The organism is Dyadobacter pollutisoli (assembly GCF_026625565.1).
Taxonomy (GTDB): Bacteria; Bacteroidota; Bacteroidia; order Cytophagales; family Spirosomataceae; genus Dyadobacter; species Dyadobacter pollutisoli.
The window spans coordinates 2418889-2443616 of record NZ_CP112998.1; the positions used below are offsets into that span (position 1 = coordinate 2418889).

Here is a 24728-nt window from a genome sequence, read left to right on the forward strand (position 1 = left end):
AGCCTACCGGACTACAAAACGTTTGGTAATGGTCTGCGAGGCGGTTGTGACCTTATAAAAGTACAGCCCGCTTGGGAAAGTCGTTACGTCGAGATTAGTACGGTTCGCCACATCAGCGACGACCTTTTGCCCTTTTTGATTGTAAACACTAACTGTGTAAACATCAAAATTGGGCGTAAAAATATTGGCAGAAAGTATTTTATTCACCGGATTAGGATAAATTTCCACCAGTACCTCGTCACCCGTGATCTTTGAGTATTCGACCAGCTTGGCCCTTCTCGGGCTCAATGCCAGTACGGCATGCATTCTCTCCTTTTGATCATTTGTAAAAATGCTCATGCAGGCGTCGGGAGAATAATCCATGTAATTTTCAATCATATTCCGGGTCACCGTCGAACGACATTGCGAGTAAACCGGTGAGCAGGAAAGATCTGTTGTTTCGTTTTTAGTATAAGCCGTGGGGGTATCATCACAGTAGTCGGTACCACAGTTCCGGTCGCCCCAGATATGGATCAGCCCTAGCCAGTGCCCTACTTCGTGCGTGGTAGTCCTGCCCAGGTTATAAATCGAGCTGGTAATAGCTGACGAATTCCTGCCAAAATACCTTGAATCAATGATCAGGCCGTCGGTTAATGCATCTGTTTCCTCATTCTCGGAAGTGGCAAGGCCATTGGTCCTGTCATTAATTTCCGTTACTACCGGAAACTGCGACGTGCCCAGATACCGGTCTGTCAGGCGGCAAACCCAGATGTTCAGGTATCGGTTGGTGACCCAGGCGGGAGAAATTGCCGCCAGGTCGTCCGCATCGCTGATCGGACTGAACTGCGCTTTGACATTGTAAGTCCGCAGGACCGTTACCAGTTTGAACCGGATCTTGGTGTCCACCGCCAGGGAATCGGTGTAAAAACCTTTGTAACCAGATGCATTGCCGTAGTCTTCATTCAGCACATCAATCTGGCTTTGAATCTGTTCGTCGGAGATATTTACGTTAGTTGCCCCCCCCACTTTGCGGTCGGTTTGGTTATGAACAACGTGCACGACAACCGGAATGGTAATGATCTCGTCAGCGGAAGTTCGCAGACTGGCCTTATTTGAATTGATATGCCGCTCTATTGCCTCCTCTGATCTAAGACGAAGGTTCAACAGTGCAGGATTCTTTGCCAGCCGGAGAGAGTCACGCTGGGTACTCGCACAACGTTCCGGTAATGTACCGGAAAGTTGTGCTGATACCAGCTCAGAACTGCCAAGGACGAGCAATAAGCCCAGCAGGATACTACTGCTCCGATTTTTCATAAGCAGCAAGAATATCCTTAACAAGCCGGTGCCTTACAACGTCCGAGCCATCCAGTTCTACAAAACTGATCCCTTTGATCCCTTTCAACACGGTCAGCGAATCAATCAATCCTGATTTCAGGTTCTTAGGAAGGTCGATCTGGGATTTATCACCGGTAATGATAGCCTTCGAACTCGGTCCCATCCGTGTCAGGAACATTTTCATTTGCATCGGCGTCGTGTTCTGCGCCTCATCCAGCAATATAAATGCATTGTTCAGCGTACGACCACGCATATAGGCCAGCGGAGCGATCTCTATGACGCGGCTTTCCAGGTAAAGTTTCAGCTTTTCCGGGGCGATCATGTCATCCAGCGCGTCGTAGATCGGGCGCAGGTAGGGATCTATCTTCTCTTTCAGATCACCTGGCAGAAAACCAAGGTTCTCCCCTGCTTCTACGGCTGGACGCGTGATGATGATCTTTCTAACTTCCTTATTTTTCAATGCCCTGACCGCAATGGCCACAGCTGTATATGTTTTACCTGTACCCGCCGGGCCTACCGCGAACACGAGATCGAATTTAGAGGCCTGCTCCACCAGTAATCTCTGATTCGGCGTTTTTGCCTTTACGACCAGCCCTTTGTTACCATAGATGATGACATCATCATCGTCTTCCCCATTTGCGACCGGCGATTTGACTATACCATTCAGATAGCCCTTTACATTGTCATTGGTCACCTTTCCATACTTCTGGTAATGTGCCAGAAGTGAGTCCATAACATCCGTGATACGGATAATTTCAGGGGCGGTACCCTGGATGCGGATCTCGTTCCCGCGGGAAATAATTTTGCTTTCGGGGAAAGCGGCGGCGACTTCTTTAATATTCGAATTGTGAATACCCAGAAAATCAACCATTGAAACGTCTTCGAGCGTGATGATTTTTTCCAGCAAATGATTTAAAGTTTAGTGTTTGTCTATTTCTTCTAAAATTTAGTAATAATAACCAACATTCGTAAAACATAGATTGAGAAATTACAATTTCTATGCCAAATCTAACAGCGAAAAATTATCATATTCCGATCAACTCTTTCATTATCAGAGCAAGACGATTTACTCGTTTTCAGCAAAAAAAATTAATGATTTAAGTTAGCCCCCGTTTCTTTTGTTCGGCGTCCCCATTGATTAACTTTGTCTTAACATGGAAAACGAAAAGGCCCCAAACAACTTCTCAAGACCAGGATCAAAAGCAGGTAGTTCCACCAGGAAACCACTGGGAACTAGATCACCAGGTATCGAACAGGCATTCAGTAAGTTACCTCCTCAGGCTATCGATCTTGAAGAGGCTGTACTGGGTGCTTTAATGATCGAAAAAGACGCCCTGACAGCGGTTGCGGACATCCTCCGCCCGGACAGCTTTTATAAGGAAGCACACGTCCGGATTTACACTGCTATCATTACACTTTTTGCCGACTCGGAGCCTATTGATATGCTTACGGTTACCTCCAAGTTACGGAGTACCGGAGAGCTGGAACTGATCGGCGGCGCTTCGTACATTATGGAGCTGACCAGCAAGGTGAACTCCGCTGCGAACATCGAATTCCATGCACGTATTATCTCCCAGGCCTTCATCAAGCGCGAGCTGATCAAGGTTGCTTCGGAGATCCAACGTGAAGCATTTGAAGACACTACTGACGTTTTTAGGTTGTTGGATAAAACAGAACAGGCACTGTTCCAGATCTCGGAATCCAATATCAAGAAAAACTATGCCGATATGGGCGCGTTAATGCGTCAGGCCCTGGCGGAACTTGATCAGAAAAAGAATAATAAGGACGGGTTGACAGGGGTACCTTCCGGTTTCAGTGCTCTGGACAGACTGACATCAGGTTGGCAAAAAACTGAGTTAATGATCCTCGCGGCACGTCCGGGTATGGGTAAAACCGCATTCGTCGTTTCCTCCCTAAGGAATGCTGCTGTGGACTTTAATATGCCGGTTGCGATATTCTCACTCGAAATGTCCTCGGTTCAGCTCGTGAATCGTCTGATATCTGCCGAGGCGGAAATTGACAGTGAAAAAATACGTAAAGGAAGTCTCGCACCACACGAGTGGGAGCAGCTTCACCACCGTATTCACAGGCTGACCAATGCACCGATCTTCATCGATGACACCCCTGCCCTCTCTATTCTCGAATTACGTGCCAAATGCCGTCGTTTGAAAGCGCAGCACGACATTCAGATGATCGTGATTGACTACCTTCAGTTAATGACAGGTGACACGGGCGGCAAAGGCGCAGGTAACCGGGAACAAGAAATTGCAATGATCTCACGATCGCTCAAAAACCTGGCAAAAGAACTGGATGTACCGGTGATCGCACTATCGCAGCTTAGCCGGGCGGTAGAGACCCGTGGTGGAGAGAAAAGGCCGCAGCTTTCAGATTTAAGGGAATCCGGGTCAATCGAGCAGGATGCCGATATGGTAATCTTCCTCTATCGTCCTGAATATTATGGTATTACCGAAGACGAAGCTGGTAACTCAGTAGCAGGAATCGGTGAGGTGATTGTTGCGAAAAACCGTGCCGGTTCATTGGATACAGTTCAATTGCGGTTTATCGGTAAGTACACCAAGTTCGCCGATCTGGATTCAGGGTTTACGCCAGCACCATTCTCCGTCGACAGGCCGATCGTAACTTCCAACCCGATCGCATCATTTGAAAGCCAGAGCAAACCAGCACCAGCAGGTGGCGGTACATTAAGAAGCCGCGCCAACGACCTGAGTAATTTCGACTACAAAGGCCCTGATAGTGAGCCGCCGTTTTAATTTAGCAGCAGTCATATATTGTCAGAAATAGTCATTGATAGTCAGGAATTGTCAAAGTTAAGATCCTTATGACAACACCTGACCATCAATGACAATACCTGACTATAACTGACAAAACCTGACCATCAATGACAATACCTGACTATAAGTGACAAAACCTGACCATCAATGACAAAAGCTACTTCCTAACCAGCAACGCCACATTCTCCACGTGATGGGTATTGGGGAACATATCTACTGGCTGCACTCTCGTCACCTCATAGTCTTCCGACATCAATGCCAGGTCTCGTGCCTGCGTGGCCGTGTTACAGCTTACGTACACGATGCGGTCGGGCGCAGCTTTGAGAATGGTTTCTACGACCGGCACATCCATTCCAGCCCGAGGCGGATCGGTAATGATCACGTCAGGCCTTCCGTGTTTTGCGAGGAAGTTTTCATTCACAATATTTTTCATGTCGCCTGCAAAGAATGATGTATTCGTGATACCATTCAATTCCGAATTTCTGCGCGCATCCTGAACCGCTGCCTCCACGTACTCCACGCCTACCACTTTCTTCGCCTGACGAGCGACAAAATTCGCAATGGTCCCTGTACCGGTATAAAGATCATAAACCGATTCATTTCCAGTCAATCCTGCATAGTCCCTGGCGACGCTGAACAATTGGTACGCCTGCTCCGAATTCGTTTGGTAAAATGATTTGGGCCCCACCAGAAAAGTAAGGTCTTCCATGGTTTCCCGGATAAAATTCTCGCCCGAATAATTGATCACTTCCTGATCCTGGTAAGAATCATTTCCTTTCAGGTTCACAATGTAGTTCAGGGACGTAATTTCAGGGTGTGTATGCTTCATATACTCCATTACTTCGGCAATGGCGTCGTCATTTTGCTGGCCAAATTGCACGATTACCATTACGTCGCCAGAATTGGCTGTACGCACGACAACATTACGAAGCACACCTACATTAAAACGTACGTCGTAGTACGGAATGCCTTTCAGCTCGCCAAAATGGTGCAACGAGTTACGGATTGTGTTGGATGGATCAGGCTGCAGGTGGCAATGGTCCACCGTAAAAATTTTGTCAAAACGCTTCGGGACGTGGAAACCTAATGCATTCTTTGAGAACTGCTCGCCCGAATCCATTTGCTCTCTGGTCAGCCAGCGCCAATTTGAAAAAGTGAATTCCAACTTATTGCGGTAATATTCTGTCTTAGGTGCAGCGACGATCGGGTTGATCTCCACATTCTTGATTTTCCCGATCCGTTCAAAATGATCGACAACCTGTTGTCTTTTGAAACGCAGCTGATGTTCGTAACTGATATGTTGCCATTTGCACCCGCCGCAAACGATATGATGTGAACAATAGGGATCGGTACGTAATTTGGACAGGGAATGAACTTTGGTAACAATGGCCTCCTTTAATTTTTTCTTCGTTTTGACAATTTGCAAGTCAACGATGTCACCAGGAGCCACATTTCCTTCTACAAAAACTACGCCGTCTTCCGATTTAAATATACATTTGCCTTCTGCCGCAAAATCGGTAATTTCAACGTATTCGTATTTGTTATTCTTAAGCATTATTTCTTTTTTAATTTACTAATTCTAAATCCTATCGGGTAATTTTTACTGCCACATCATGCCATGAAAAAACGGTTCATCTTGTTTGTTATGATGCTGTTTGCCCTTACCGAAGCCAACGCGACGCATATTGTCGGTGGCCAGCTCTTCATCACCCACAATCCTGACAACTATTACAATTACAACATTGGTCTCACCATGTACTTCGACGCCCTCAATGGAAATCCCGGTGCAGAAGATCCCGCGGTGACGATCTACGTTTTCAGAAAACGCGACAATGTTGCGATCGGTTGGCTTGAAGCCCCAAAAATAGAACGAAAATCGGTCACCTACGCAAATCCGCTCTGTGGAATCTCCTCACTGGAGACTTACATGATCACTTACAGCTCCACTTTGCGGCTGGAAGCCAACGATTTCAACGATTCGCAGGGGTATTATATGGTATGGGACAGATGTTGCCGGAATGGCACCATTACCAACATCAAAGCGCCGGGGGACGCCGGAAGCCTCTTTTACCTCGAATTTCCGGCTTTGATCAAAAACAATGCTAATTTCAAAAATTCCTCCCCTGTTTTCCCGGCCATCAAAGGCGACTACGCCTGCGTCAACTCTCCGTTCTTTTTTGATTTTGGAGGAAAAGATGCCGACGGCGACAGCCTTACCTATACATTGATTACCCCAATGCAAGGTTTTTCGGACAAAGCCAATCCGAGCGCACCTTCACGCGGCTCGTCCAATTACCCCCGCCTCGACTGGGTTGACGGCATCTCGGTCTCCAACATTATCCCCGGCCCCGACCCGCTAAAAGTCAATCGCAGCACGGGAATGCTCTCCGTAACACCGGGCAGCGTCGGACTTTACGTATTCGCCGTGCAGGTGGATGAATACAGGAATGGCCAGAAGATCGGGACACTGACACGGGATTTTCAATTAAAAGTCGTCGATTGCCCCAAAATGGAACCGCCGAAGCTTTTGTTCAAACCGCTTGGTAAAACGACTTACTATACAGAAAATGAGATCATTACCGTCAAAAAAGGTGATCCTAATTGCTTTGAAGTAATCGTAACCGACCCGACTATTAATCAGATCGTGAGGATCAACGGCCGGGCCGTAAACAATACCAAAGATTATTTTTCCCTGCTTCCGGCGGAATTCCGCACCTCGAAAGCGAATGACACGCTTAGATTTCAGATATGTTTGGACGAATGCTTCGTCACTTACGACAACCGCCCGATCAAAATCGAGCTTATTGCAGAGGATGAAAGTTGTCCGGTGCCTTTGATGGATACGCTGAACATTTACATCAGGCGGGAGAACAGCGGAAATAACGCGCCTAACGTCACTACTTCCCTCACCGGCGACTACATTCACGTCACGGCTGGCGTGCCCGTTACATTCACTGTTTTTGGTAAAGATGTGGACAAGGACAGCCTTGCATTGTCAGGCCGGGGCCGGGATTTCAATATGACTGATATGGGGATGAATTTCAAACCCGTAAGCGGTGTCGCAGCCGTGCAGCAAACCTTCACCTGGATACCGCCGTGCAACGCCAAAAAAGGTGATACGCTCGCCGTCGATTTCAAAGCGGAAGACATGCGCTGCGCCGGCAATCCGCTAGCCGCCACCAAGCCGATCTACTTCATCGTAGACCAGTCGCCCAACAATCCGCCGGCTGTGAAAACTTCGCTGACCGTACAGGAACTTGTTTACAACATCGGTAACAGCGCGCCAATCATTTTTGATGTGCTCGCGAGCGACCCCGACACCAACTCGATCTCTCTGACTGCGTCTGGGCGCGGGTTCAGCCTGAGTGATGCCGGTATGATTTTCGCTCCAAAAACCGGTATCAAATCTGTCACCTCCCCCTACACCTGGAACCCCGACTGCGCCTTGCTCAATGGGGAAGCTGAACAAACTTTCATCGTCGATTTCGTAACACAAGACAAAAGTTGCGCTGCCGCCAGTGATACCACCACCGTAAAAGTGACGGTGAGGGACGGACAATCAGAGCCATTTCCGGAGTTTCCGAATGTGATCACGCCCAATGGGGACGGCAAAAATGACTGCTTCGTCTTCCAGGAATTACCCGGCGACCTCTGTTCCGACCAGTTTAAAGACATCACTATCTTCAATCGCTGGGGCAAACAAGTCTTCTATTCCAAGGTCCGGCCCAACGACTGGTGCCCTTCCAACATCTCGGGAGGCTATTACTACTTCGTGGTTCAGTACACCAAAAGGTCTTACAAAGGCGGGTTGACCATCTTAAAATAGCAATTCCAGGTCCCTGATCACAAATACAATGTGTTGACTCTAAAATAGTTACAACTTTAACTATTTATACATTAAGTTCTTATCATACTTTAATAAAGTATAGTAAGAACTTATTTTTTATACATATATTTAATTTAGCTCTATTTATACATTCAATACATATTATATATATGATAAGTATATAATGTATAGTTATGCAAATACATACAATACTGTTCGCACATTCTCTCCTAATTGCTTAACGCTGTAATATTACGCCTTATGGATAGGTACTAAATGTTTAAAATGTATAGTACAATTGTACCATACTTATATTTTTACACTTTAATATCTTATTATATATTTAAAAAGTATAAAATGAATAGTAAAAACAATACTATATAAATGTATTAAACTTTTATATAGCAATATACATTTGATCCCTCTGCACAGTCATCGTTGCCTCTATAAATCGCCAAATCAGCAGACAACTTCTCTGGTTCGACAAACAGCCCCGCTTTCGGCCAAGGCTGCCAACTCCTACCCGGGAACTTTCAAACGCATGTATTTGTACTGTAACAATAAAAGTTACAGAATGAACAACGGACGCTTTGCTATATCGGTGCACATTTTGACGCTCCTCACGTTTGCCGAAGAAGAATGGACTTCTTCTGAATTTTTAGCTGGGAGCATCAACATCAATCCTGTCCTGGTGCGTAAAGAACTCTCCAATCTTCGCGATCATGGCCTTGTCGTCAGCAAAGAAGGAAAGGCTGGCGGAAGCAAGCTGGCGAAGCTGGCTAGCGACATCCTGATGTCGGAAGTATATGAGGCCGTGAGGCAGCAGGATCTGCTTGGAAAAGGCATTAATTCGCCTAACCCGGACTGCGTCGTGGGCAGAAAAATCAACGATCACCTGAGCAACCTGTACGACGATGCGGAAAAAACATTGCTACTGGGCCTCAGTATGACGTCATTAGCTGATTTCTCATTGAATTTCAGTTAATTACACACCAAACCTTGCTTATATATCAGAAATCCAAACAATTTAAATTTAGTTAAAATGAAAGTAGCATTGATCGGGGCCACAGGATTTGTTGGCTCACAAGTTTTGCAAGAACTCGTTTCACGTGGCCATCAGGTAACTGCTATTGCCCGTAATACCGACAAGGTAACCCTACAAAGCGATCTGGTTACATTGAAATCTGCGAACGTCCTCGATTCCGAAGAAGTTACAGCAGTTGTTTCCGGCCATGATGCCGTGGTAAGCGCCTACAATCCAGGCTGGACCAACCCCAACATTTACAGCGAATATCTGGAAGGCGCATCAGCCATTGAGAAGGGCGTAGCTAAGTCAGGCGTGAAGCGTTTACTTGTGGTTGGCGGTGCTGGAAGCCTTGAAGTAGCACCCGGAGTGGCGCTCATTGACACACCTACTTTCCCGGAAGAGTACAAAGCCGGAGCTAGCGCGGCGAGAGAATATCTCAACGCTTTAAAAACGGATACTGCATTGGATTGGACCTACCTAAGCCCCGCCATCGAAATGCATCCGGGAACCTCTGGCGAGCGAAAAGGAACCTATCGCACTAGCCTAAACACACCGGTTTTTAACGAAAAAGGGCGAAGTATCATTTCAGTGGAAGACCTTTCTGTGGCGATTGTCGATGAAATCGAGCAGCCTCAATTCGTTCAAAAACGCTTTACCGCTGCATACTAATATTACTTCATGTATTTTAGTACCTTTTAAAAAGTATATTACTTTTGATACGTATATAACTTTTTAAACATATGAAATGACTACTTTTTTTGAATGAACAGAAAGTACGATCCGAATTAATCAGTTAATAAATTCGCACAGTTTAGTACATATTAATCATTTAAAAAAATCGATAAGTTAAGTACTTTTATAAAGTATTTAACTTATCGATTTTTTGTTACTTATTAAAAGTATACAATATTAAAACACTACAAATGAGTTACTTAGTAGAAAGATAACAGTATTATTCATTTTTAATGTACAATACTTTTAATACTTTACAAATGAATGATTCATATTTTACCATATAATTCTAACTCAAAACCGTGCATTTACTTCCCCCCGACATGGATGCACTACGGAAAAAGTTATCAGCATAGGGTAAGATAATTAGCGGAAAATAAAGTTCTTTGTACCCCATTTGCCGACACCAACTTTACTTCTGATGAAATTCCGCTTTACCGGACTGCTGTTCCTGTTTATACTTTTGACAACGACCCAGGCCACGGCCCAAAAGTTCCTGATGGACCTGGTGGACACGACCAACCAAATGGGAAAAGGAATGCTGTCAATTTATGAACGTTACAACCGGGTGCGGATCAGCGGCTATATTCAGCCACAGTTCCAGGTCATTTCAAAAGAGGGAGCAGAGAGTTACAACGGTGGCAATTTCCCGGCATTGTCCAATAATCGTTTTATGCTCCGGCGCGGTCGCTTGCGTGTGGACTACGCGCATTTGAACGAACATAATGATCCTACCTCCTACTTTGTTTTCCAGTTCGACGGTACCGAGCGCGGCGTGGCGATCCGTGATTTCTGGGGACGCTTTTACGAAAACAAATCCAAGATCTTCGCGCTCACAACCGGAATGTTCGCGCGTCCGTTTGGTCATGAAGTGAACCTTTCCTCCGCCAATCGGGAAACACCCGAACGCGGAAGGATGTCTCAGATATTGATGAAAACGGAACGGGATATCGGGGTAATGCTGACCGTGACCAGCCGCAAAAACGTCGAATGGATCCAAAAGCTGAAATTTGACCTGGGGGTTTTTAATGGTCAGGGAATGTCCGGACCAACGGATTACGACAGCCATAAAGATGTGATCGGAAGGTTTAGCCTCAAACCAACTCAGATTAAAGCATTGGGTGGAGCGACATTGTCCGCAGCCATTTCCGGCTATGTAGGTGGCATCACCAGTCAATCCAATGTCATTTATACGACACGTCTGAAAGGCACTGAGTATATTGCGCTACGTGATTCATCTTCAAACAATTACAAAAAAGCAACTCCTCGTAACTATGCTGGCGCCGATTTCCAGCTGTCGTTTCCAAATACGAAGGGCGAGACAGAATTCAGGGCTGAATACGTTGCCGGAAAGCAAACTGCGACCTTCGCAAGCAGCGAAACACCGGGAGTTTATCCTGTAACCAACGGTTTGAAAGATCCTTTGTACACACGCAGTTTCAATGGGGCTTACTTCTATTTTATACAGAATCTGGGAAGCATAGAACATCAGCTTGCGCTCAAATATGACTGGTATGACGCCAATGCTAAGGTTTCAGGTAAACAATTATCGGCGGCCAATGGATTCAACAAAGCAGATCTCCGATACGATACCTTTGGAATGGGCTACATTTACATTCCCAATGAGTCGCTTAAATTGATGTTTTACTACGAGATCGTCCGAAACGAAAAATCGGCGCTGCCCGGCTTTGAGACCGATGCACCCGACAATGTGCTGACGTGCCGGGTGCAGTATAACTTCTAGCCTGGAAAGCGCTCAGAAAGGATTTTTCTCCTGTATTCAAAAATCTCGTTGACTTCGCCTCTGACGAACAAAGCGCTCACCCAATTTCCCAGAAAGCCGAACGGTACCTTGTAGTGTAGAATATCCTCCATAAGCACACCGTCTTCCACAGCGCTAAAACGGTGCTGATGATGCCAGAAAGCGTATGGCCCAAACCGTTGTTCATCCACAAAATACTGTTTGTCAGCAACATGCGTTATTTCAGTGCACCATTTCAGTGGAATACCCAGGATTGGTTTTACAATGTAACGTATGATCTGTCCGGGGTACATTTTATCTCCGTGATGTTTACTAACGACCACAAAACCCATGTGGGCAGGCGTGATCTCTTTCAGGTTCGCTGGATTGGAAAAAAATGCCCATGCTTCGTCCAGCGAAATCGGAAGCTTCTGTGAGAAATATAACTCCTGCATTTATTTGATCGGTTTGTGTTGGAATATACGTTAAATATCCGGGCCAGCGATTTACTGACGTATGGTGGCATGATTTTATCGCTATTTATACAGGACTTAATCGCGATGAAATATGAACAGAAAACTGATTGCAACCACATCCATGGCTATTCATGCAAGCCCCTCATCAGTCTGGAAAGCATTGATAGATCCTGAAATTGTAAAGAAATATATGCACGGTGCGGAAGTTGATTCCGACTGGGAAGTGGGAAGTCCCATTACTTTTCGCGGCGTCTGGGAAGGCAGGCCCTACGAAGACAAGGGCACTATTCTTGAAATTATTCCTGAGCGGGTACTCGGTTTCACGTTCTGGAGTCCGCTGTCGGGTACCGATGATTTCGAGGACAATTACGCCCATGTGACCTACCACGTTTCGGAATACGATGACGTAACCACTTTAACGATCACGCAGGACAATCTGGAAACAGACGAGGCTGTCGTTAAAGCAGAAGAAAACTGGATCAATGTCATGAAAAACATCAAGAAGATTCTCGAAGAAGATCGAATGCATGTTTTGTGAGAAGTAAGACCTGGCAAGTCTGCGAGACTTGCCAGGTCTCATTTACAATTTCATACTCAACGCAATCCGTTTCCGGCTGAGATCAACTTCGGTAACCTTCACCTGAACGTGTTGCTGTAGTTTAACGATCTCATTGGGATCCTTTATAAAACGGTCGGCCATTTGGGACACGTGCACTAAGCCATCTTGTTTAACGCCGACATCTACGAACGCACCGAAGGCGGTGATGTTCGTTACTATTCCTGGTAGTATCATCCCAACTTTGAGATCTTCCGGTTTTCGGACCGAACTATCAAATTCAAACTTCTTCATTTCCGACCTAGGGTCTCGGGATGGTTTTTCCAATTCCAGCAGAATGTCTTTCAATGTAGGCAGTCCGACATTTGTAGAAATGTATTTTTCAGGTTTGATATTTTTTCTCAAATCCGATTTTTGCATCAAATCCTTGACCGTGGCTCCGGTGTCTTTGGCCATTTGCTCGACCAAATCATATCTTTCAGGATGTACTGCACTGTTATCCAATGGATTAACGCCATTTTCAATGCGCAAAAAGCCGGCCGCCTGCTCAAATGCCTTTGAACCAAGACGCGGGACTTTCAATAATTGTTGCCTGGATTTGAAGTTTCCGTTTTTGGCCCTAAAATCCACGATATTTTGCGCTAATGCGGGTCCAAGGCCTGAAACATAGCGTAATAAGTGCTTGCTGGCCGTGTTGAGATTTACGCCTACGGAATTTACGCAGCTTTCCACGACTACATCCAAAGCATTTCGCAATGAATTCTGGTCCACATCGTGCTGGTACTGCCCCACTCCGATCGATTTCGGATCGATTTTCACCAGCTCAGCCAAAGGGTCCATTAACCTACGACCGATAGACACCGAGCCGCGGACAGTCACGTCCTTATCCGGGAACTCCTCGCGGGCAACTTCAGAAGCTGAGTAAATGGATGCGCCTTGCTCACTTACCATAAACAAACCGATAGACTCAGACTTGCCAATTGCCCCCAAAAGCTTCTTGACAAAATCCTCGGTCTCCCGACCGGCTGTACCATTTCCTACCGCGATCGCATCGACTTTATATTTACTGATCAGCTCAGTTAGCCGTGCATTCGCATCGGCTGGTTTGTCAAACGGATAAATAACATGATCGGCCAGCAAATTTCCCTGACTGTCGAGCACAACGACTTTACAACCCGTGCGATAACCGGGATCTACCGCGAGCACATTCTTTTGTCCCAATGGTGAAGCCAGTAATAACTGACGTAAATTCTCTGTAAAAACCTGAATAGCTGCCACATCCGCCTTTTCCTTGGCCAGATTCGAAAATTCGGTCTCAATGGACGGCTTTAAGAGACGTTTATAACTGTCAGTGATTGCGACTTCCATCTGGTCCTTACAAGCCGATGAGCCGCGTAAAAAGAGCCTGTCCAATGCTTCCAGCGATTGGTCTTCATCGGGAGAAATGTCCACGCTGAGCACTCCTTCTTCCTCCCCGCGCCGGATAGCCAGCAACCGGTGCGACGGTATCCGGGACAAAGGCTCAGAAAAATCGAAATAGTCGCGGTACTTGGCACCTTCTTCCTCCTTTTTCTTCTTTACTTTCGAAGTAATGACGGCTCCACGCTGGAAATTTTGCCGGATACGCGCTCTGGCATCCTGATTTTCATTGATCCACTCGGCGATAATGTCTCTCGCACCTTGTAATGCATCCGCGACTGCCGGTACCTGATCATTCAGATACGACACTGCTTTACGCTCAGGATCAGCCTCTTTACCTGAAAATATCAGCTGTGCCAGCGGTTCCAGGCCTCTTTCGATGGCCATACTCGCACGGGTTTTTCGTTTCTGTTTATAAGGAAGATAAAGGTCTTCCAGCTCAGTCAAAGAGAAGACATTATTGATTTTTGCTTTCAGTTCAGGCGTCAGTTTTCCCTGTTCCTCAATGCTTTTCAGGATGGCTTCCCGCCGTTTCTCCACCTCCTGTTGCTTTTGCCAGGTATCCTTTATCGCACCGATCTGAACCTCGTCCAGCCCGCCCGTCGCCTCTTTCCGGTAACGTGCAATGAAAGGCAAAGTAGCGCCTTCCTCAAAAAGCTGAATGGTATTCTTGACTTGTTTCTCAGTAATGCCGGTTTGTTGGGCAATGAGGGGATAATTCATATTTTATTGATTTGAATAAAAAAAGCATTGTAATCGTGATCCGCAAATTGCCGGGACGTCCATTGGCCCCCTTAAATCATTAAGATACGCCCTATAAACAATGATCTGTTAAAACCTGATTCTTTTGAAGTTACTTTAACAGTACTTAAAAACCTGCCTGTTGCGCACCGCGAATATGACAAACAAAATGCTAACCGTCAAACGACGATCTCACTTCAAAAACCCTATTGAAGATAAACGGTGGTTCATGGACTGGGTCGGCAGGCTCGAAACGCTAAACAATAAGACCTATCATCCCATAACTATTGATACGGCACTTGGAAGGACGCAGGTTTACAGACTGGGTCCGCACCAGCAACAACAAGAAACCTTGGTCATTTTTCCGGGAGCCCGTACATCTGCATTGTTCTGGGATTTTGAAAATGGGCTGGAACTCCTGTCCGGGAAAGTCCGGATTTACCTCGTGGAAACAAACGGTCTGCCTAATTTGAGCGACGGCGATACCCCGGACATTAAATCGCTGGACTATGGCCACTGGGCTGCCGAAGTGCTTGACAAATTGAATCTTTCTGAAACTTACATCGCAGGGGCATCATTCGGGGGGCTGATATGTGCAAAACTATGCATTGTAGCTCCTAGTCGCGTAAAAAGCGCGTTTCTTCTCAATGCCGGCTGTCTTCAGCCGTTTTCAATTAGCGCCAAGAATCTGTATTACAACATTTTACCGATCGCTTTCCCTACTCGAAAAACAGTATCTCTATTCCTGAACAATGCCGTGCTCTACCCACCATCACATACATTATCACCAGCATACTATAGTCTGCTCGTAGAATATGAGCTCTTCGTACTCAAAAGGTATGTAGACAACACCCAAAAACCGTACGATATGAATCACGAACTCACTGAAATTACCGTGGATATTTACCTGATCCAGGGCACCAAAGATCTCCTTTTCCCAATGAAAACCTCGGTATCCAATGCCAAACAGAAGATTAAGTCATTAAAGAAAGTCATTGCTTTTGAAGACGTAGGCCACGGAATAGAAACATATCCAAGGGCGCTAGACACGATTGAGCAGTTGATTTTTAGGGGTGATTCACGAAAATAGCAATAATGAAATGGGAAGCCTAACGACTATTTTCAGTTTGTATAAATATTATCCCTCCCGCGGAGGTTGTGAAAAATACATATTGCTCAGAACTAACAAACCAAGTTATCCCAATTATAGTCAAACTCTGGAAGATCTTGCTTATGATATTGAGCACAAAAAAAGAAACCTTCTCCTTACTCTTTTCCTGGCCAAATACGAAAAATCAATTATTCAAGATCCAGTTTTAATTGGTGAATTGCACGAATACCCCATTGGCAGCGAAACACTCTATGGTAATCAGGGATTAGTTGATATACCTATTGTTTTTATGGCTTCCGAAAAAGGCTTTCCATGGTTTGTTCTTGGCGGATTTGACAACGTTGAAGATTTTAACCGCGAGCTACTTCAAGATGATGAACTTTTAGCGCTTTCTCCGGTTGGCGAGGCAAGTCAAGTTGCCGCAACATTGGTCACCGAAAATGACTTCGATTTGTCAAGTATAAAATACTATCAAGTCGAAGACTTACGCGATATATAGTATGCAGCCATCCTCATTGCCAGATCAACGGTTAATCCACTATAACTTAACGGATATCAATAAGATTCTACCATTGGGAACGTCAGATGCACCTGTAATGAACTGGTTTGGCCTGACACACGGGAGCCTTCATCTTAATTTTGGAAATAAAACCATATATGAATATTCGCCAGAAGCCAATGCAGTATTCTCCGACGGAATCAAGTATAGCAACTACTACTTAATCCGCTTCGTGGAAGACTTTCAGAAATCTTCAAAAATATTAGCCAACATTTGCCGCCAGAAATTATTCCATTGACGCAGAATTTCGAAAAACTACAATCTTTTAAAGATCAAGCAGTTAAATACATTGAAACACTTAGAATTAATAATAAATTAAACGATTGCGAATTAGAGGAATATGAATACCTGATTTCCTGGATTTATCAGAGACGTCTTCCGGCGGATCATCTTACTGGCGGGCCAATTGTCTGGTTCCTTAGGTATCTCGATGAAATAAAGATAATTTGGAGGGCTGATCATCAAATTCGCCCGAATACTTACCTGTGGTTATTTCCTAGTGGCGATTGTACATTGAGCTACGACTTTTTTGTGCAGGAAATCACAATATTTGCTGATAGTTTTTTCGCAGAAATGGCAGAAAGAGTTAACCTCGCCGTAAGCAGAGACTGGGGGAAAACTATTATTGATAAAGATAGCCTTAAAGCCGAGCAGCTTTTTCGAAGAGACAGCTTTTATCGCGACGTTAACGTACTGTTTTCCAGTTCCATCGCAGACTGGTCAGCCACTATATCCCCGATAGAAAGAATGCAAAATCACCCTAGCATTAAAAACTAAAAATTCACATTGCCTAACAACTCCCTCCCAACACCTCCTCATGAAACAAATATCGAAACACCTTTATCAAATTTCGCTGGGAAGCGTGAATACATTTCTTATTGAAGATAACGGCCTCACGCTCGTTGATACGGGCTTCAAAAGTAGCCGGGACAAAATTTTCCAGGCAATCAGAAATGGAGGAAAAAAGCCTGATGACATTAAACAGGTCATTCTCACGCACAGCCACCCGGACCATAGCGGAAGCGTCGCGGACATCAAACGTACGCTCGGTGTGCCCGTATATGCGCACCCCGACGATGCTATCCTCGTGGAAGCAGGCATTGGCGGGAGGCTTCCGCACCAACCTTCGCCGGGTTTAGCGAACTGGCTGCTTTTCCGTCTTTTCATTAAAAACAGTCCAAACGAAACTGAAATGTGCCGGATTGACGAAAGAATTCAGGACGGCGACATCCTACCGATCGCTGGTGGTATCCAGGTTATTCACACCCCCGGACATTCGAAAGGCCATGTTTCCTTGCTTCTAAAAGCCGATCGGGTACTCATTGGTGGCGATATCTGCGCGAATATGTTCGGACTGGATCTTAGCACGGTCTATGAAGACAGGCAGCTGGGCGTTCAAAGCATTCTGAAAGTTGCGGAGCAGAATTTCGATAAAGCGGTTTTCGGGCACGGCAAGCCAATAATATGTGGTGCAAACGTGAAATTGAAACACAAATTCAGCTCACTGGCCAATACATGATACCGCACGATTTTCATGTATATTTGAATTGCCAAAATCCAGTCTAAACCTATCACAATAATGTTCTCAACGCTTAGAAACGATGTCCTTTTCCTGATCTTACTAACGTCTTTTTTATTTCAAGTACAGCCTTCACAAGCACAAAAAAAACCGGATTTCAAGGTCATTGCCTTTTTTACAGGAAAAAATGACAAAGCACACATTAGCTTTGTAAAAGAAGCCCATCAACGCTTCCCAGAAATGGCCCGGAAAAATAATTTCACTTATGATTCGACAAGCAATTGGACTAATCTGAACAGTGAATTCCTGTCTCATTATCAGGTGGTACTGTTCCTGGATACACGTCCGGAGGCTCCTGAGCAACGGGAGGCTTTCAAAAAATATATGGAAAGCGGCGGCGCGTGGATCGGCTTTCATTTTGCGGCATTTGCACTTACGCCTTCCGCATATCCTCAGAATTGGGATTGGTACCATGATCAATTTCTGGGCTCAGGTCAATACAAGAGCAATACCTGGCGCCCTACCTCGGCTATTTTGAAGGTAGAAAATAAATCCAACCCACTTGTAAGGGGCCTTCCCGCTACTTTTAAAGCATCGCCAAACGAATGGTACCGCTGGGAAAAAGACCTGGCCGTTAACCCCGACATTCAAATCCTTTTGTCCATTGATCCCGCCAGCTTCCCGCTCGGTACCGGACCCAAGCAGCACGAAATATGGCACAGCGGCTATTATCCGGTCGCCTGGACTAATAAAAAGTACAAAATGCTGTACATGAACATGGGCCACAATGACATTGACTACGAAAACAAAACCAATAAGGAGCTGTCTTTTACCTTCGATAATGACACGCAGAACAAGTTTATCTTAGACGCGCTTTTATGGCTGGGTAAAAGCAAAAACTGATTTCTGGTAACCGATGGAAGAAAGACAGAGCAGAGAATTTGAAAAAGGGAAAATGACTGGAATTGTCTGGCATTGCGACGACATTCGCATGGGTCACGCCGTTTCCAGATTCACCGAGTTATCGACTTTCACTTCGAGCAGCAATACGGATGTGGTCAGAATGCATTTTGGTATGAAGGGCGACTATAGCTTTACTTATCAACAGCTTAACAAAACATTTGAACTGGTCGGCGGACATCATAACATCATGTATTCCAAAGAGTTTGACATGGTAGTGAATGCCAAAACCCTTGAAATAGAAACATTTGGCATACAGTTCCCCAAAGAGCTCTTCATCCATTTCACGCAGAATGCCAGTGATTCACTCAAACGGTTTGCCCAGGGCATTATAGAGGGAAAAAGCACGATTCTGTCCAACAGCTGGGGTACCATTGATTCACCGATCCAACAGGTATTGCAGCAAATCATTCATTGTAAATATACTGATGGGATCAAAAAGCTGTTCCTGCTGTCCAAAAGCATCGAATTACTGGTTTTATGCGCCGACGCTGTCAGTACTTCTGAAAACAAAAAGGATGTTTTTATCAAAAATCAGACTGATAAGGAAAAGATTATCGCAGTGCGTGACCTCATTAATGAGCGAGTGCATTGCCCGCCTAATCTGTCCGAAATCGCTCAGCACGTCGGCCTGAATGAATATAAATTGAAACGGGGTTTTAAGGAAACCTTTAATAATACCGTGTTTGGCTACCTGACAGACCAGCGTCTGCAGCTGGCAAGACAATACCTGCTTGACACTGAAAAAACCGCAGCCGAAATCTCCCTGCAACTGGGCTACGCAACCCCGCAACACTTCAATAATGCATTCAAAAAGAAGTTTGGCGTGACACCTTATTTGGTTAGAAATAATCCGTAAAACGCAACTTCCACCAGCTGCAAACCAGCTATTATTGCATCAGGATAATCGAATTCCTTCTTTTTAATCATTCATCAAAATACCAAAACCAATGGCCGAACCACTTATCATCAAAAACAGTATTAGCATTAACGCACCGGTTGCTGCGGTGTGGGATGCCCTTGTCAATCCGGAACAGACGAAGCAGTATATGTTTGGGTGCGAAACCGTTTCAGACTGGAAACCGGGCAGCGAGTTGCTTTGGAAGGGCGTTTACGAAGGCAACGAAATGGTTTTTGTCAAAGGCGAAATCCTGCAAATCGAGCCTGAGAAGTTTCTGGAATACACCACGATAGACCCTAATTCAGACATTGACGACACCTCAGAAAACTACCTGCGCGTCACTTATGAACTAATTCCCGAGGAAAGCCAGACCATCCTGAATGTGACGCAAGGCGACTACAGCACCGTCGCAGAGGGCGAGCGCCGGTATCAGGATTCCTACAACAATGGTGAAGGCTGGAACCCGATACTGGTTGAGATTAAAAAGCTGCTCGAAGGAAAATAGGCCCGTTATGGGTTCTCCGATTCGATCTCCCCAACATTCTCTTCATCAATGTCTTGTGCAGGACTATCATCATCTATGCGAGAGCCGGTATTCACTTCTGGCGCATCTGTACCTGGTATTTCCGGCGTTGGATTCAATGGTGGGGTCTGGCCTGGTTCAGGATAACTGGTAGCGGGCGGTTGATCATCGGGCAAGGCGCTGACGAAATCAGGATTGATATATTTTGTTTGAAAGTCCATGATACAAAGGTTTAATGCTGCTGCGGTATGGCAAAAAATCATGCCGCAGCGGATTAAATCACTTTCTTTTCATGAGAATTTGCGTTCCAGCAGTGCCATGTAAAAACCGTCAAAACCGTCCTTTGAAACAGATGTTCGGTGTTCTGAAACCAGTTTCCAGCTTTTCTTTTCAGCTTTCAAAAACCGCTTTACCTGTTCTTCCGATTCCGACGGTAACATGCTGCATGTGGCATACACCATTTTGCCCCCCTTTTTCACCATGCTGGAATAGGTGCTGAGGATGTTCCATTGAACCTTACGAATGTTTTCGAGAAACTCCGGTTTGAGCTTCCATTTCGTGTCCGGGTGTCTGCGTAACACGCCCAATCCCGAACACGGAACGTCCAGCAAGAGCCGGTCCGTCGTTTCTGAAAGCTGGTCAATAAGCTCATCAGATTCGATCAGCATGGTATCCAGATTTTTCACACCATTTCTGCCCGCCCTTTTTCTCAGTTCCGTCAATTTATGATCCTCAATGTCCATGGCGAGGATAGATCCTTCATTTTGAAGCAATGCGGCAATGTGCAATGTCTTGCCGCCAGCACCTGCACATGCGTCGATCACGCTCATTCCCGGTTTAACATCCAAAAAAGGCGCTATCAGCTGAGAACCAGCATCCTGAACTTCGAAAAACCCTTGCTTGAAACCTTCCTGATTGAGCACATTCTGTCTCTTTTTCAAGGTAAATGCATTCGGAACGCCAGGTACTTCGACGCAATTATCCTCTCCAAAAAGCGCGACGACGTCCACAGGAGTGCTTTTCAGTGTGTTGACGCGAATGGTTAGCGGTGCCTGCCGGTTCAATGCAGCCAGTTCGGTATCCCACTTTGCACCAAGCTCCTGGTTTCCGATTTCATCGATCCAGTCAGGAACAGACTCTGCTATTTTCCTCGTATCCAGCGCTTCCTGATATCTTTCAATGACGGATTCCACATTAATACCCTCGAATTCGATCCATTCCGGCAAAATATTATCGCTTTCGAGACGCAAATGTGCGGGCTTGATAATTTGCCAGGTTCCGACGATATTCCAAAAATCAGCTTCGTCACTCGCTTTACTGATCCCGGCGGCATACTTAACCAGTCGCCACCATCGGACGATCTCATAAGTATTCTCTGCAATGAAGGCACGGTCTCTCGCGCCCCATTTTTTGTTAGATTTCAAGACTTGCTCAACAACCTTGTCGGCTTGTCTGCTTTTGATAAAAATCTGCTGCAATGCGTCTACTGTGGCAGCTACCAAACCCTTGTAAAGTTTCAATGTGTTCTTTGTTACGTTGCTTTGGGTAGCTCGCCTACCAAAAGTACTTTGCTGTATGCGGGTAAAGTTGGTAATGTCTGCGGTATAAAACAAAACTTGACGCTGCGGGGCATGATTTTATTCACGATTATCTTTACAACGACATTCATCATTATGGAAACTAAAACAGCAATTATATGTCCGCCAGACCTTGCAGCACGTCCGCTGGGATTGAAGGTGGAGCGCTTGATAACACTGCCCGTCCACAAAATATTCAAGGCCTGGACGACCGGACTGGACGTATGGTTTGCTTCTCCCGGCTCTTTTCTGGGGAAAGCAGAACCCAATACGCCTTTTTACTTTGAAACCTCGTACCAAGGAATCAGACAACCACATTACGGGCGTTTTCTTAACATACAAGACGAAGAAAGAATCGAGCTGACCTGGGTTTCAGGAGAGGGAGGAACTGAGGGCGCAGAAACCGTTTTGACCGTCGAGCTTTCGGAACATGACAACGGTACATTCCTTCGCCTCACACATGCAGGATTTTTAAATGAGGGCTCGAAAAACAAGCACCAGGAAGCGTGGCCGATGGTTTTGGAGCAATTGGAGGAGCGTATGTCGCGTCCGGTGGACTAACGAAAGCCATGCAGATAGTTAACTGCACGGCTGTTGAATGTCACATACTCTGAGGCAGATTGATCTCAAATGTAGTTCCTTTGCCTCGCTCGGAAGTGATAGCTATTTTACCGTCCAGACTGTCTACCAAGTGTTTAACAAGTGCCAGGCCAAAGCCAAATCCCTGCTCCCCGCCAGTTCCCTCGGTAGAGGATGCATTTCCAGAGAGAATTGCGTTCATGTTTTCCGCACTCATTCCCACTCCGCTATCTGTTACGAGGATCTGCAACGCAAGCATATCGCTATTGATAATCAGCCGCAAATCCACGGTGACTTCTCCGCCCTCGGGCGTAAATTTCATAGCGTTAGAGATCAGGTTCCCGGTGATCTGAAGAAGCTTATTCTTTGAGAAAGGCACTTTTTCGGTCAATGTCGTGGTAAGGACCTGAAAACGGATGTTTTTATGCTTGGCTTGCGGACCATACAGCTTTTCTAGTTTATCCTTGAATACCGTCAGGTTAAATTCATTGCCCGTAGGGGTAGCGGCCGGCTTAATTCCCCCTTTTTCTTTGTGAGTTTCCAGAATTTCTTCTGCCAGGTCGAGGATCGAGTTACCGCTTTTATGGATCAGATTAATAAACTCCAGTACTTCATCCATTTGGTTACTCTCTCCCTGATCGCGGATGATCTGTGCCAAGCCCACGATACCACCTAATGGGCCACGAATGTCGTGTGCCACCTTTTTCTGCGTCTGTTTTGCTTCCAACAGCCTTGATTTAAGGCCTTCCATGACTTTAAACGTTTTCAGCCGGGCAACGATCTCGTCCGCGATGATCTTCATTAATTCTATCTTTTCCGGATCAAGCGACTTTTCTTCCTGATCCAGCAAACAAAGCGCCCCGATGTTCTGTCCGCTATTGGTCCTCAGCGGAATACCATAGTAATACCGGACATTCGGATCGCCAGTTACGTAAAACTTATCCTTAAAACGCTCATCGAGGCTCAGGTCCCCAATTTCGAAATGATCGGTTTCCATGATCGTATACTGACAAACAGAATCTTCCCGCAACATTTGCTCCAATTCCAGGCCGTGGTTGGAAATTGTCCATTGTGTCAGCGAATCGATCAGGTTTACAAGGGAAATCTTGGTGCCGGTAACCTTTGCTGCCAGCTTGGCAAGATCTTTGAATGTTTCATAATGATCCGAATAGTCTATATCAAATTCCGAAAGGCTTAGTAACCGCTCCATTTCATTGATTGGAACCGGGGATGCAGTATTCGTCATAATTACGCTCGCTATTGTTTTGTGCAACTCTCAAAAATAGAATTAATTCCAGACCAGACAACTGCTTAACTTAATTAGTTTGTGCCAGCCAAAATATATAAGTAAGGGATTCACTCAGTTTTACTTACCCGTTTAATTTATAAAGACTTTAACTGTCATATCAAGAATACTTGCACAGCAAAGTAAGTTTGGAGAGTTCCCATCTTGGAATAATTCAGTTTTTCATAATCAAATAAGAATCGTATATTGCCGGAAAAGTAATCTCATTTTTAGTACTAAATACAGGTATAGAAATCAACAAAATTTTGTTAACAGTGTTAAATATAAATTCTATCATTGTTAAATAAAAAACCAACGTTAAAATACTTTACTATTGAGCTAAAAATAGCATTTAATTCAAATTTCAAAAAAATGACCAATTTTGACTAAAATTGAACAGTTGAACATTTTTAAGAAATCATTTCAGCTGAAACCATTTAAAATCATTCCTATCCGGATGTATAAAATAACATTTACAATATTTTTCTTCTGCATTGCCTTTCTGTCGAAAGCTCAGAATACCGCCGCCGATCAGATTTTAGGAGAATGGCTGAATGAGGAAAAAGATACAAGAATTGAGATTTACAAAAATGGCAGCGAGTATTTAGGCAAGCTTATTTGGGCACAGAATTTCTTTGAAGCCGACGGCAAAACTTTCCGAAAGGACGTTAACAATACAGACAAGACGCTCCGCACACGCAGTCTTCAGCATATAGATATCCTGCACGACTTCACTTTTACTGAGGATATTTGGGACAATGGTAAAATGTACGACCCTAAGAGTGGCAAAACCTACAATTGCCTGATCAAATTCAAAGATAAAACGCTGGAAATACGCAGCTACGTAGGAATTCCCCTTTTCGGACGCTCTACCTACTGGGAACGCTCATTATAGTCAGCGTACATTCGCCCCTGCCCTTTCCTATTTTCGCCAGAACATATCTCTACATAATGCGGAAGCTGGTCAAGATGGACGGAATCATTGTTATTACTATGACTGACAGCACTGAGAACCGTGTAAAATCATTTCAATGGATTTCCAAGGCATTTAATTTGAGAGAACCGGTTCTTTAAGATTATTTTTGTGCCG

Annotated in this window: 22 protein-coding genes and 1 pseudogene; 15 read left to right on the top strand and 8 right to left on the bottom strand. The window is 45.2% G+C overall.

What is annotated here, in order from left to right; all coding sequences use genetic code 11:
• Nucleotides 1-3: 3 nt before the first annotated feature.
• Both ON006_RS09950 and ON006_RS09955 read right to left on the bottom strand, forming a co-directional pair.
• Complete coding sequence (locus ON006_RS09950) at nucleotides 4-1293, bottom strand: T9SS type A sorting domain-containing protein (protein ID WP_244824336.1); 1290 nt, start codon at nucleotides 1291-1293, stop codon at nucleotides 4-6.
• Nucleotides 1274-2221, bottom strand: coding sequence for a PhoH family protein (locus tag ON006_RS09955; protein WP_244824337.1), 948 nt, complete (start codon nucleotides 2219-2221; stop codon nucleotides 1274-1276). Before ON006_RS09955 ends, ON006_RS09950 begins: the two co-directional genes overlap by 20 nt.
• 247 nt (nucleotides 2222-2468) lie before the next feature.
• Here ON006_RS09955 and dnaB point away from each other — a divergent pair, with 247 nt between their 5' ends.
• On the top strand, nucleotides 2469-4085 hold the full coding sequence (gene dnaB / locus ON006_RS09960) for a replicative DNA helicase (RefSeq protein WP_244824338.1): 1617 nt from the start codon (nucleotides 2469-2471) through the stop codon (nucleotides 4083-4085).
• 178 nt (nucleotides 4086-4263) lie between these two features.
• Here dnaB and rlmD read toward each other — a convergent pair whose 3' ends face one another.
• A complete protein-coding gene (gene rlmD / locus ON006_RS09965; protein WP_244824339.1) occupies nucleotides 4264-5661 on the bottom strand; it encodes a 23S rRNA (uracil(1939)-C(5))-methyltransferase RlmD in 1398 nt (465 codons plus the stop codon).
• 63 nt (nucleotides 5662-5724) lie between these two features.
• On the opposite strand from rlmD, the gene ON006_RS09970 reads away from it, so the two are divergent.
• The 4 genes from ON006_RS09970 (at nucleotide 5725) to ON006_RS09985 (ending at nucleotide 11435) form a co-directional block, all read left to right on the top strand.
• Nucleotides 5725-7932 (top strand): T9SS type B sorting domain-containing protein, encoded by a 2208-nt coding sequence (locus ON006_RS09970; protein WP_244824340.1) that lies wholly within the window; start codon nucleotides 5725-5727, stop codon nucleotides 7930-7932.
• Nucleotides 7933-8506: 574 nt separating this feature from the next.
• Nucleotides 8507-8917 (top strand): Rrf2 family transcriptional regulator, encoded by a 411-nt coding sequence (locus tag ON006_RS09975; protein ID WP_244824341.1) that lies wholly within the window; start codon nucleotides 8507-8509, stop codon nucleotides 8915-8917.
• Nucleotides 8918-8974: 57 nt separating this feature from the next.
• Complete coding sequence (locus ON006_RS09980) at nucleotides 8975-9628, top strand: NAD(P)-dependent oxidoreductase (protein WP_244824342.1); 654 nt, start codon at nucleotides 8975-8977, stop codon at nucleotides 9626-9628.
• Between the two features lie 484 nt (nucleotides 9629-10112).
• A complete protein-coding gene (locus ON006_RS09985) occupies nucleotides 10113-11435 on the top strand; it encodes a porin (RefSeq protein ID WP_244824343.1) in 1323 nt (440 codons plus the stop codon).
• On the opposite strand, the gene ON006_RS09990 is transcribed toward ON006_RS09985, so the two are convergent.
• Nucleotides 11432-11887, bottom strand: coding sequence for an SRPBCC family protein (locus tag ON006_RS09990; protein ID WP_244824344.1), 456 nt, complete (start codon nucleotides 11885-11887; stop codon nucleotides 11432-11434). The genes ON006_RS09985 and ON006_RS09990 overlap by 4 nt on opposite strands.
• Nucleotides 11888-11999: 112 nt before the next feature.
• On the opposite strand from ON006_RS09990, the gene ON006_RS09995 reads away from it, so the two are divergent.
• Nucleotides 12000-12446 carry an SRPBCC domain-containing protein gene (locus ON006_RS09995; RefSeq protein ID WP_244824345.1) on the top strand — a complete coding sequence of 149 codons (447 nt, stop codon included), beginning with the start codon at nucleotides 12000-12002 and terminating at the stop codon, nucleotides 12444-12446.
• Between the two features lie 42 nt (nucleotides 12447-12488).
• On the opposite strand, the gene ON006_RS10000 is transcribed toward ON006_RS09995, so the two are convergent.
• Complete coding sequence (locus ON006_RS10000) at nucleotides 12489-14606, bottom strand: Tex family protein (protein WP_244824346.1); 2118 nt, start codon at nucleotides 14604-14606, stop codon at nucleotides 12489-12491.
• A 247-nt stretch (nucleotides 14607-14853) separates the two neighbouring features.
• On the opposite strand from ON006_RS10000, the gene ON006_RS10005 reads away from it, so the two are divergent.
• The 7 genes and pseudogenes from ON006_RS10005 (at nucleotide 14854) to ON006_RS10035 (ending at nucleotide 20179) form a co-directional block, all read left to right on the top strand.
• Nucleotides 14854-15714 (top strand): alpha/beta fold hydrolase, encoded by an 861-nt coding sequence (locus ON006_RS10005; RefSeq protein ID WP_244824347.1) that lies wholly within the window; start codon nucleotides 14854-14856, stop codon nucleotides 15712-15714.
• 10 nt (nucleotides 15715-15724) lie between these two features.
• Complete coding sequence (locus ON006_RS10010) at nucleotides 15725-16234, top strand: hypothetical protein (protein WP_244824348.1); 510 nt, start codon at nucleotides 15725-15727, stop codon at nucleotides 16232-16234.
• Nucleotide 16235: 1 nt separating this feature from the next.
• A pseudogene (locus ON006_RS10015) lies at nucleotides 16236-17071 on the top strand (DUF5984 family protein).
• 40 nt (nucleotides 17072-17111) lie between these two features.
• Nucleotides 17112-17813 (top strand): MBL fold metallo-hydrolase, encoded by a 702-nt coding sequence (locus tag ON006_RS10020; protein ID WP_244824349.1) that lies wholly within the window; start codon nucleotides 17112-17114, stop codon nucleotides 17811-17813.
• A gap of 60 nt (nucleotides 17814-17873) precedes the next feature.
• Nucleotides 17874-18716 carry a ThuA domain-containing protein gene (locus ON006_RS10025; RefSeq protein WP_244824350.1) on the top strand — a complete coding sequence of 281 codons (843 nt, stop codon included), beginning with the start codon at nucleotides 17874-17876 and terminating at the stop codon, nucleotides 18714-18716.
• 13 nt (nucleotides 18717-18729) lie between these two features.
• Nucleotides 18730-19632 (top strand): helix-turn-helix transcriptional regulator, encoded by a 903-nt coding sequence (locus tag ON006_RS10030; RefSeq protein WP_244824351.1) that lies wholly within the window; start codon nucleotides 18730-18732, stop codon nucleotides 19630-19632.
• Between the two features lie 91 nt (nucleotides 19633-19723).
• A complete protein-coding gene (locus ON006_RS10035) occupies nucleotides 19724-20179 on the top strand; it encodes an SRPBCC domain-containing protein (protein ID WP_244824352.1) in 456 nt (151 codons plus the stop codon).
• A 5-nt stretch (nucleotides 20180-20184) separates the two neighbouring features.
• Here the strand turns inward: ON006_RS10035 and ON006_RS10040 are convergent, their stop codons facing one another.
• Nucleotides 20185-20418: a hypothetical protein gene (locus ON006_RS10040; RefSeq protein ID WP_244824353.1), complete on the bottom strand. Its 234-nt coding sequence runs from the start codon at nucleotides 20416-20418 to the stop codon at nucleotides 20185-20187.
• A gap of 69 nt (nucleotides 20419-20487) precedes the next feature.
• Nucleotides 20488-21810: an RsmB/NOP family class I SAM-dependent RNA methyltransferase gene (locus ON006_RS10045; RefSeq protein ID WP_310590225.1), complete on the bottom strand. Its 1323-nt coding sequence runs from the start codon at nucleotides 21808-21810 to the stop codon at nucleotides 20488-20490.
• 60 nt (nucleotides 21811-21870) lie between these two features.
• Here ON006_RS10045 and ON006_RS10050 point away from each other — a divergent pair, with 60 nt between their 5' ends.
• Nucleotides 21871-22335, top strand: coding sequence for an SRPBCC family protein (locus tag ON006_RS10050; RefSeq protein WP_244824354.1), 465 nt, complete (start codon nucleotides 21871-21873; stop codon nucleotides 22333-22335).
• A gap of 40 nt (nucleotides 22336-22375) precedes the next feature.
• Here ON006_RS10050 and ON006_RS10055 read toward each other — a convergent pair whose 3' ends face one another.
• Complete coding sequence (locus ON006_RS10055; RefSeq protein ID WP_244824355.1) at nucleotides 22376-23599, bottom strand: sensor histidine kinase; 1224 nt, start codon at nucleotides 23597-23599, stop codon at nucleotides 22376-22378.
• Between the two features lie 421 nt (nucleotides 23600-24020).
• Between ON006_RS10055 and ON006_RS10060 the strand changes: the two genes are divergently transcribed.
• Nucleotides 24021-24533 (top strand): DUF2147 domain-containing protein, encoded by a 513-nt coding sequence (locus tag ON006_RS10060; protein ID WP_244824356.1) that lies wholly within the window; start codon nucleotides 24021-24023, stop codon nucleotides 24531-24533.
• Nucleotides 24534-24728 lie beyond the last annotated feature (195 nt).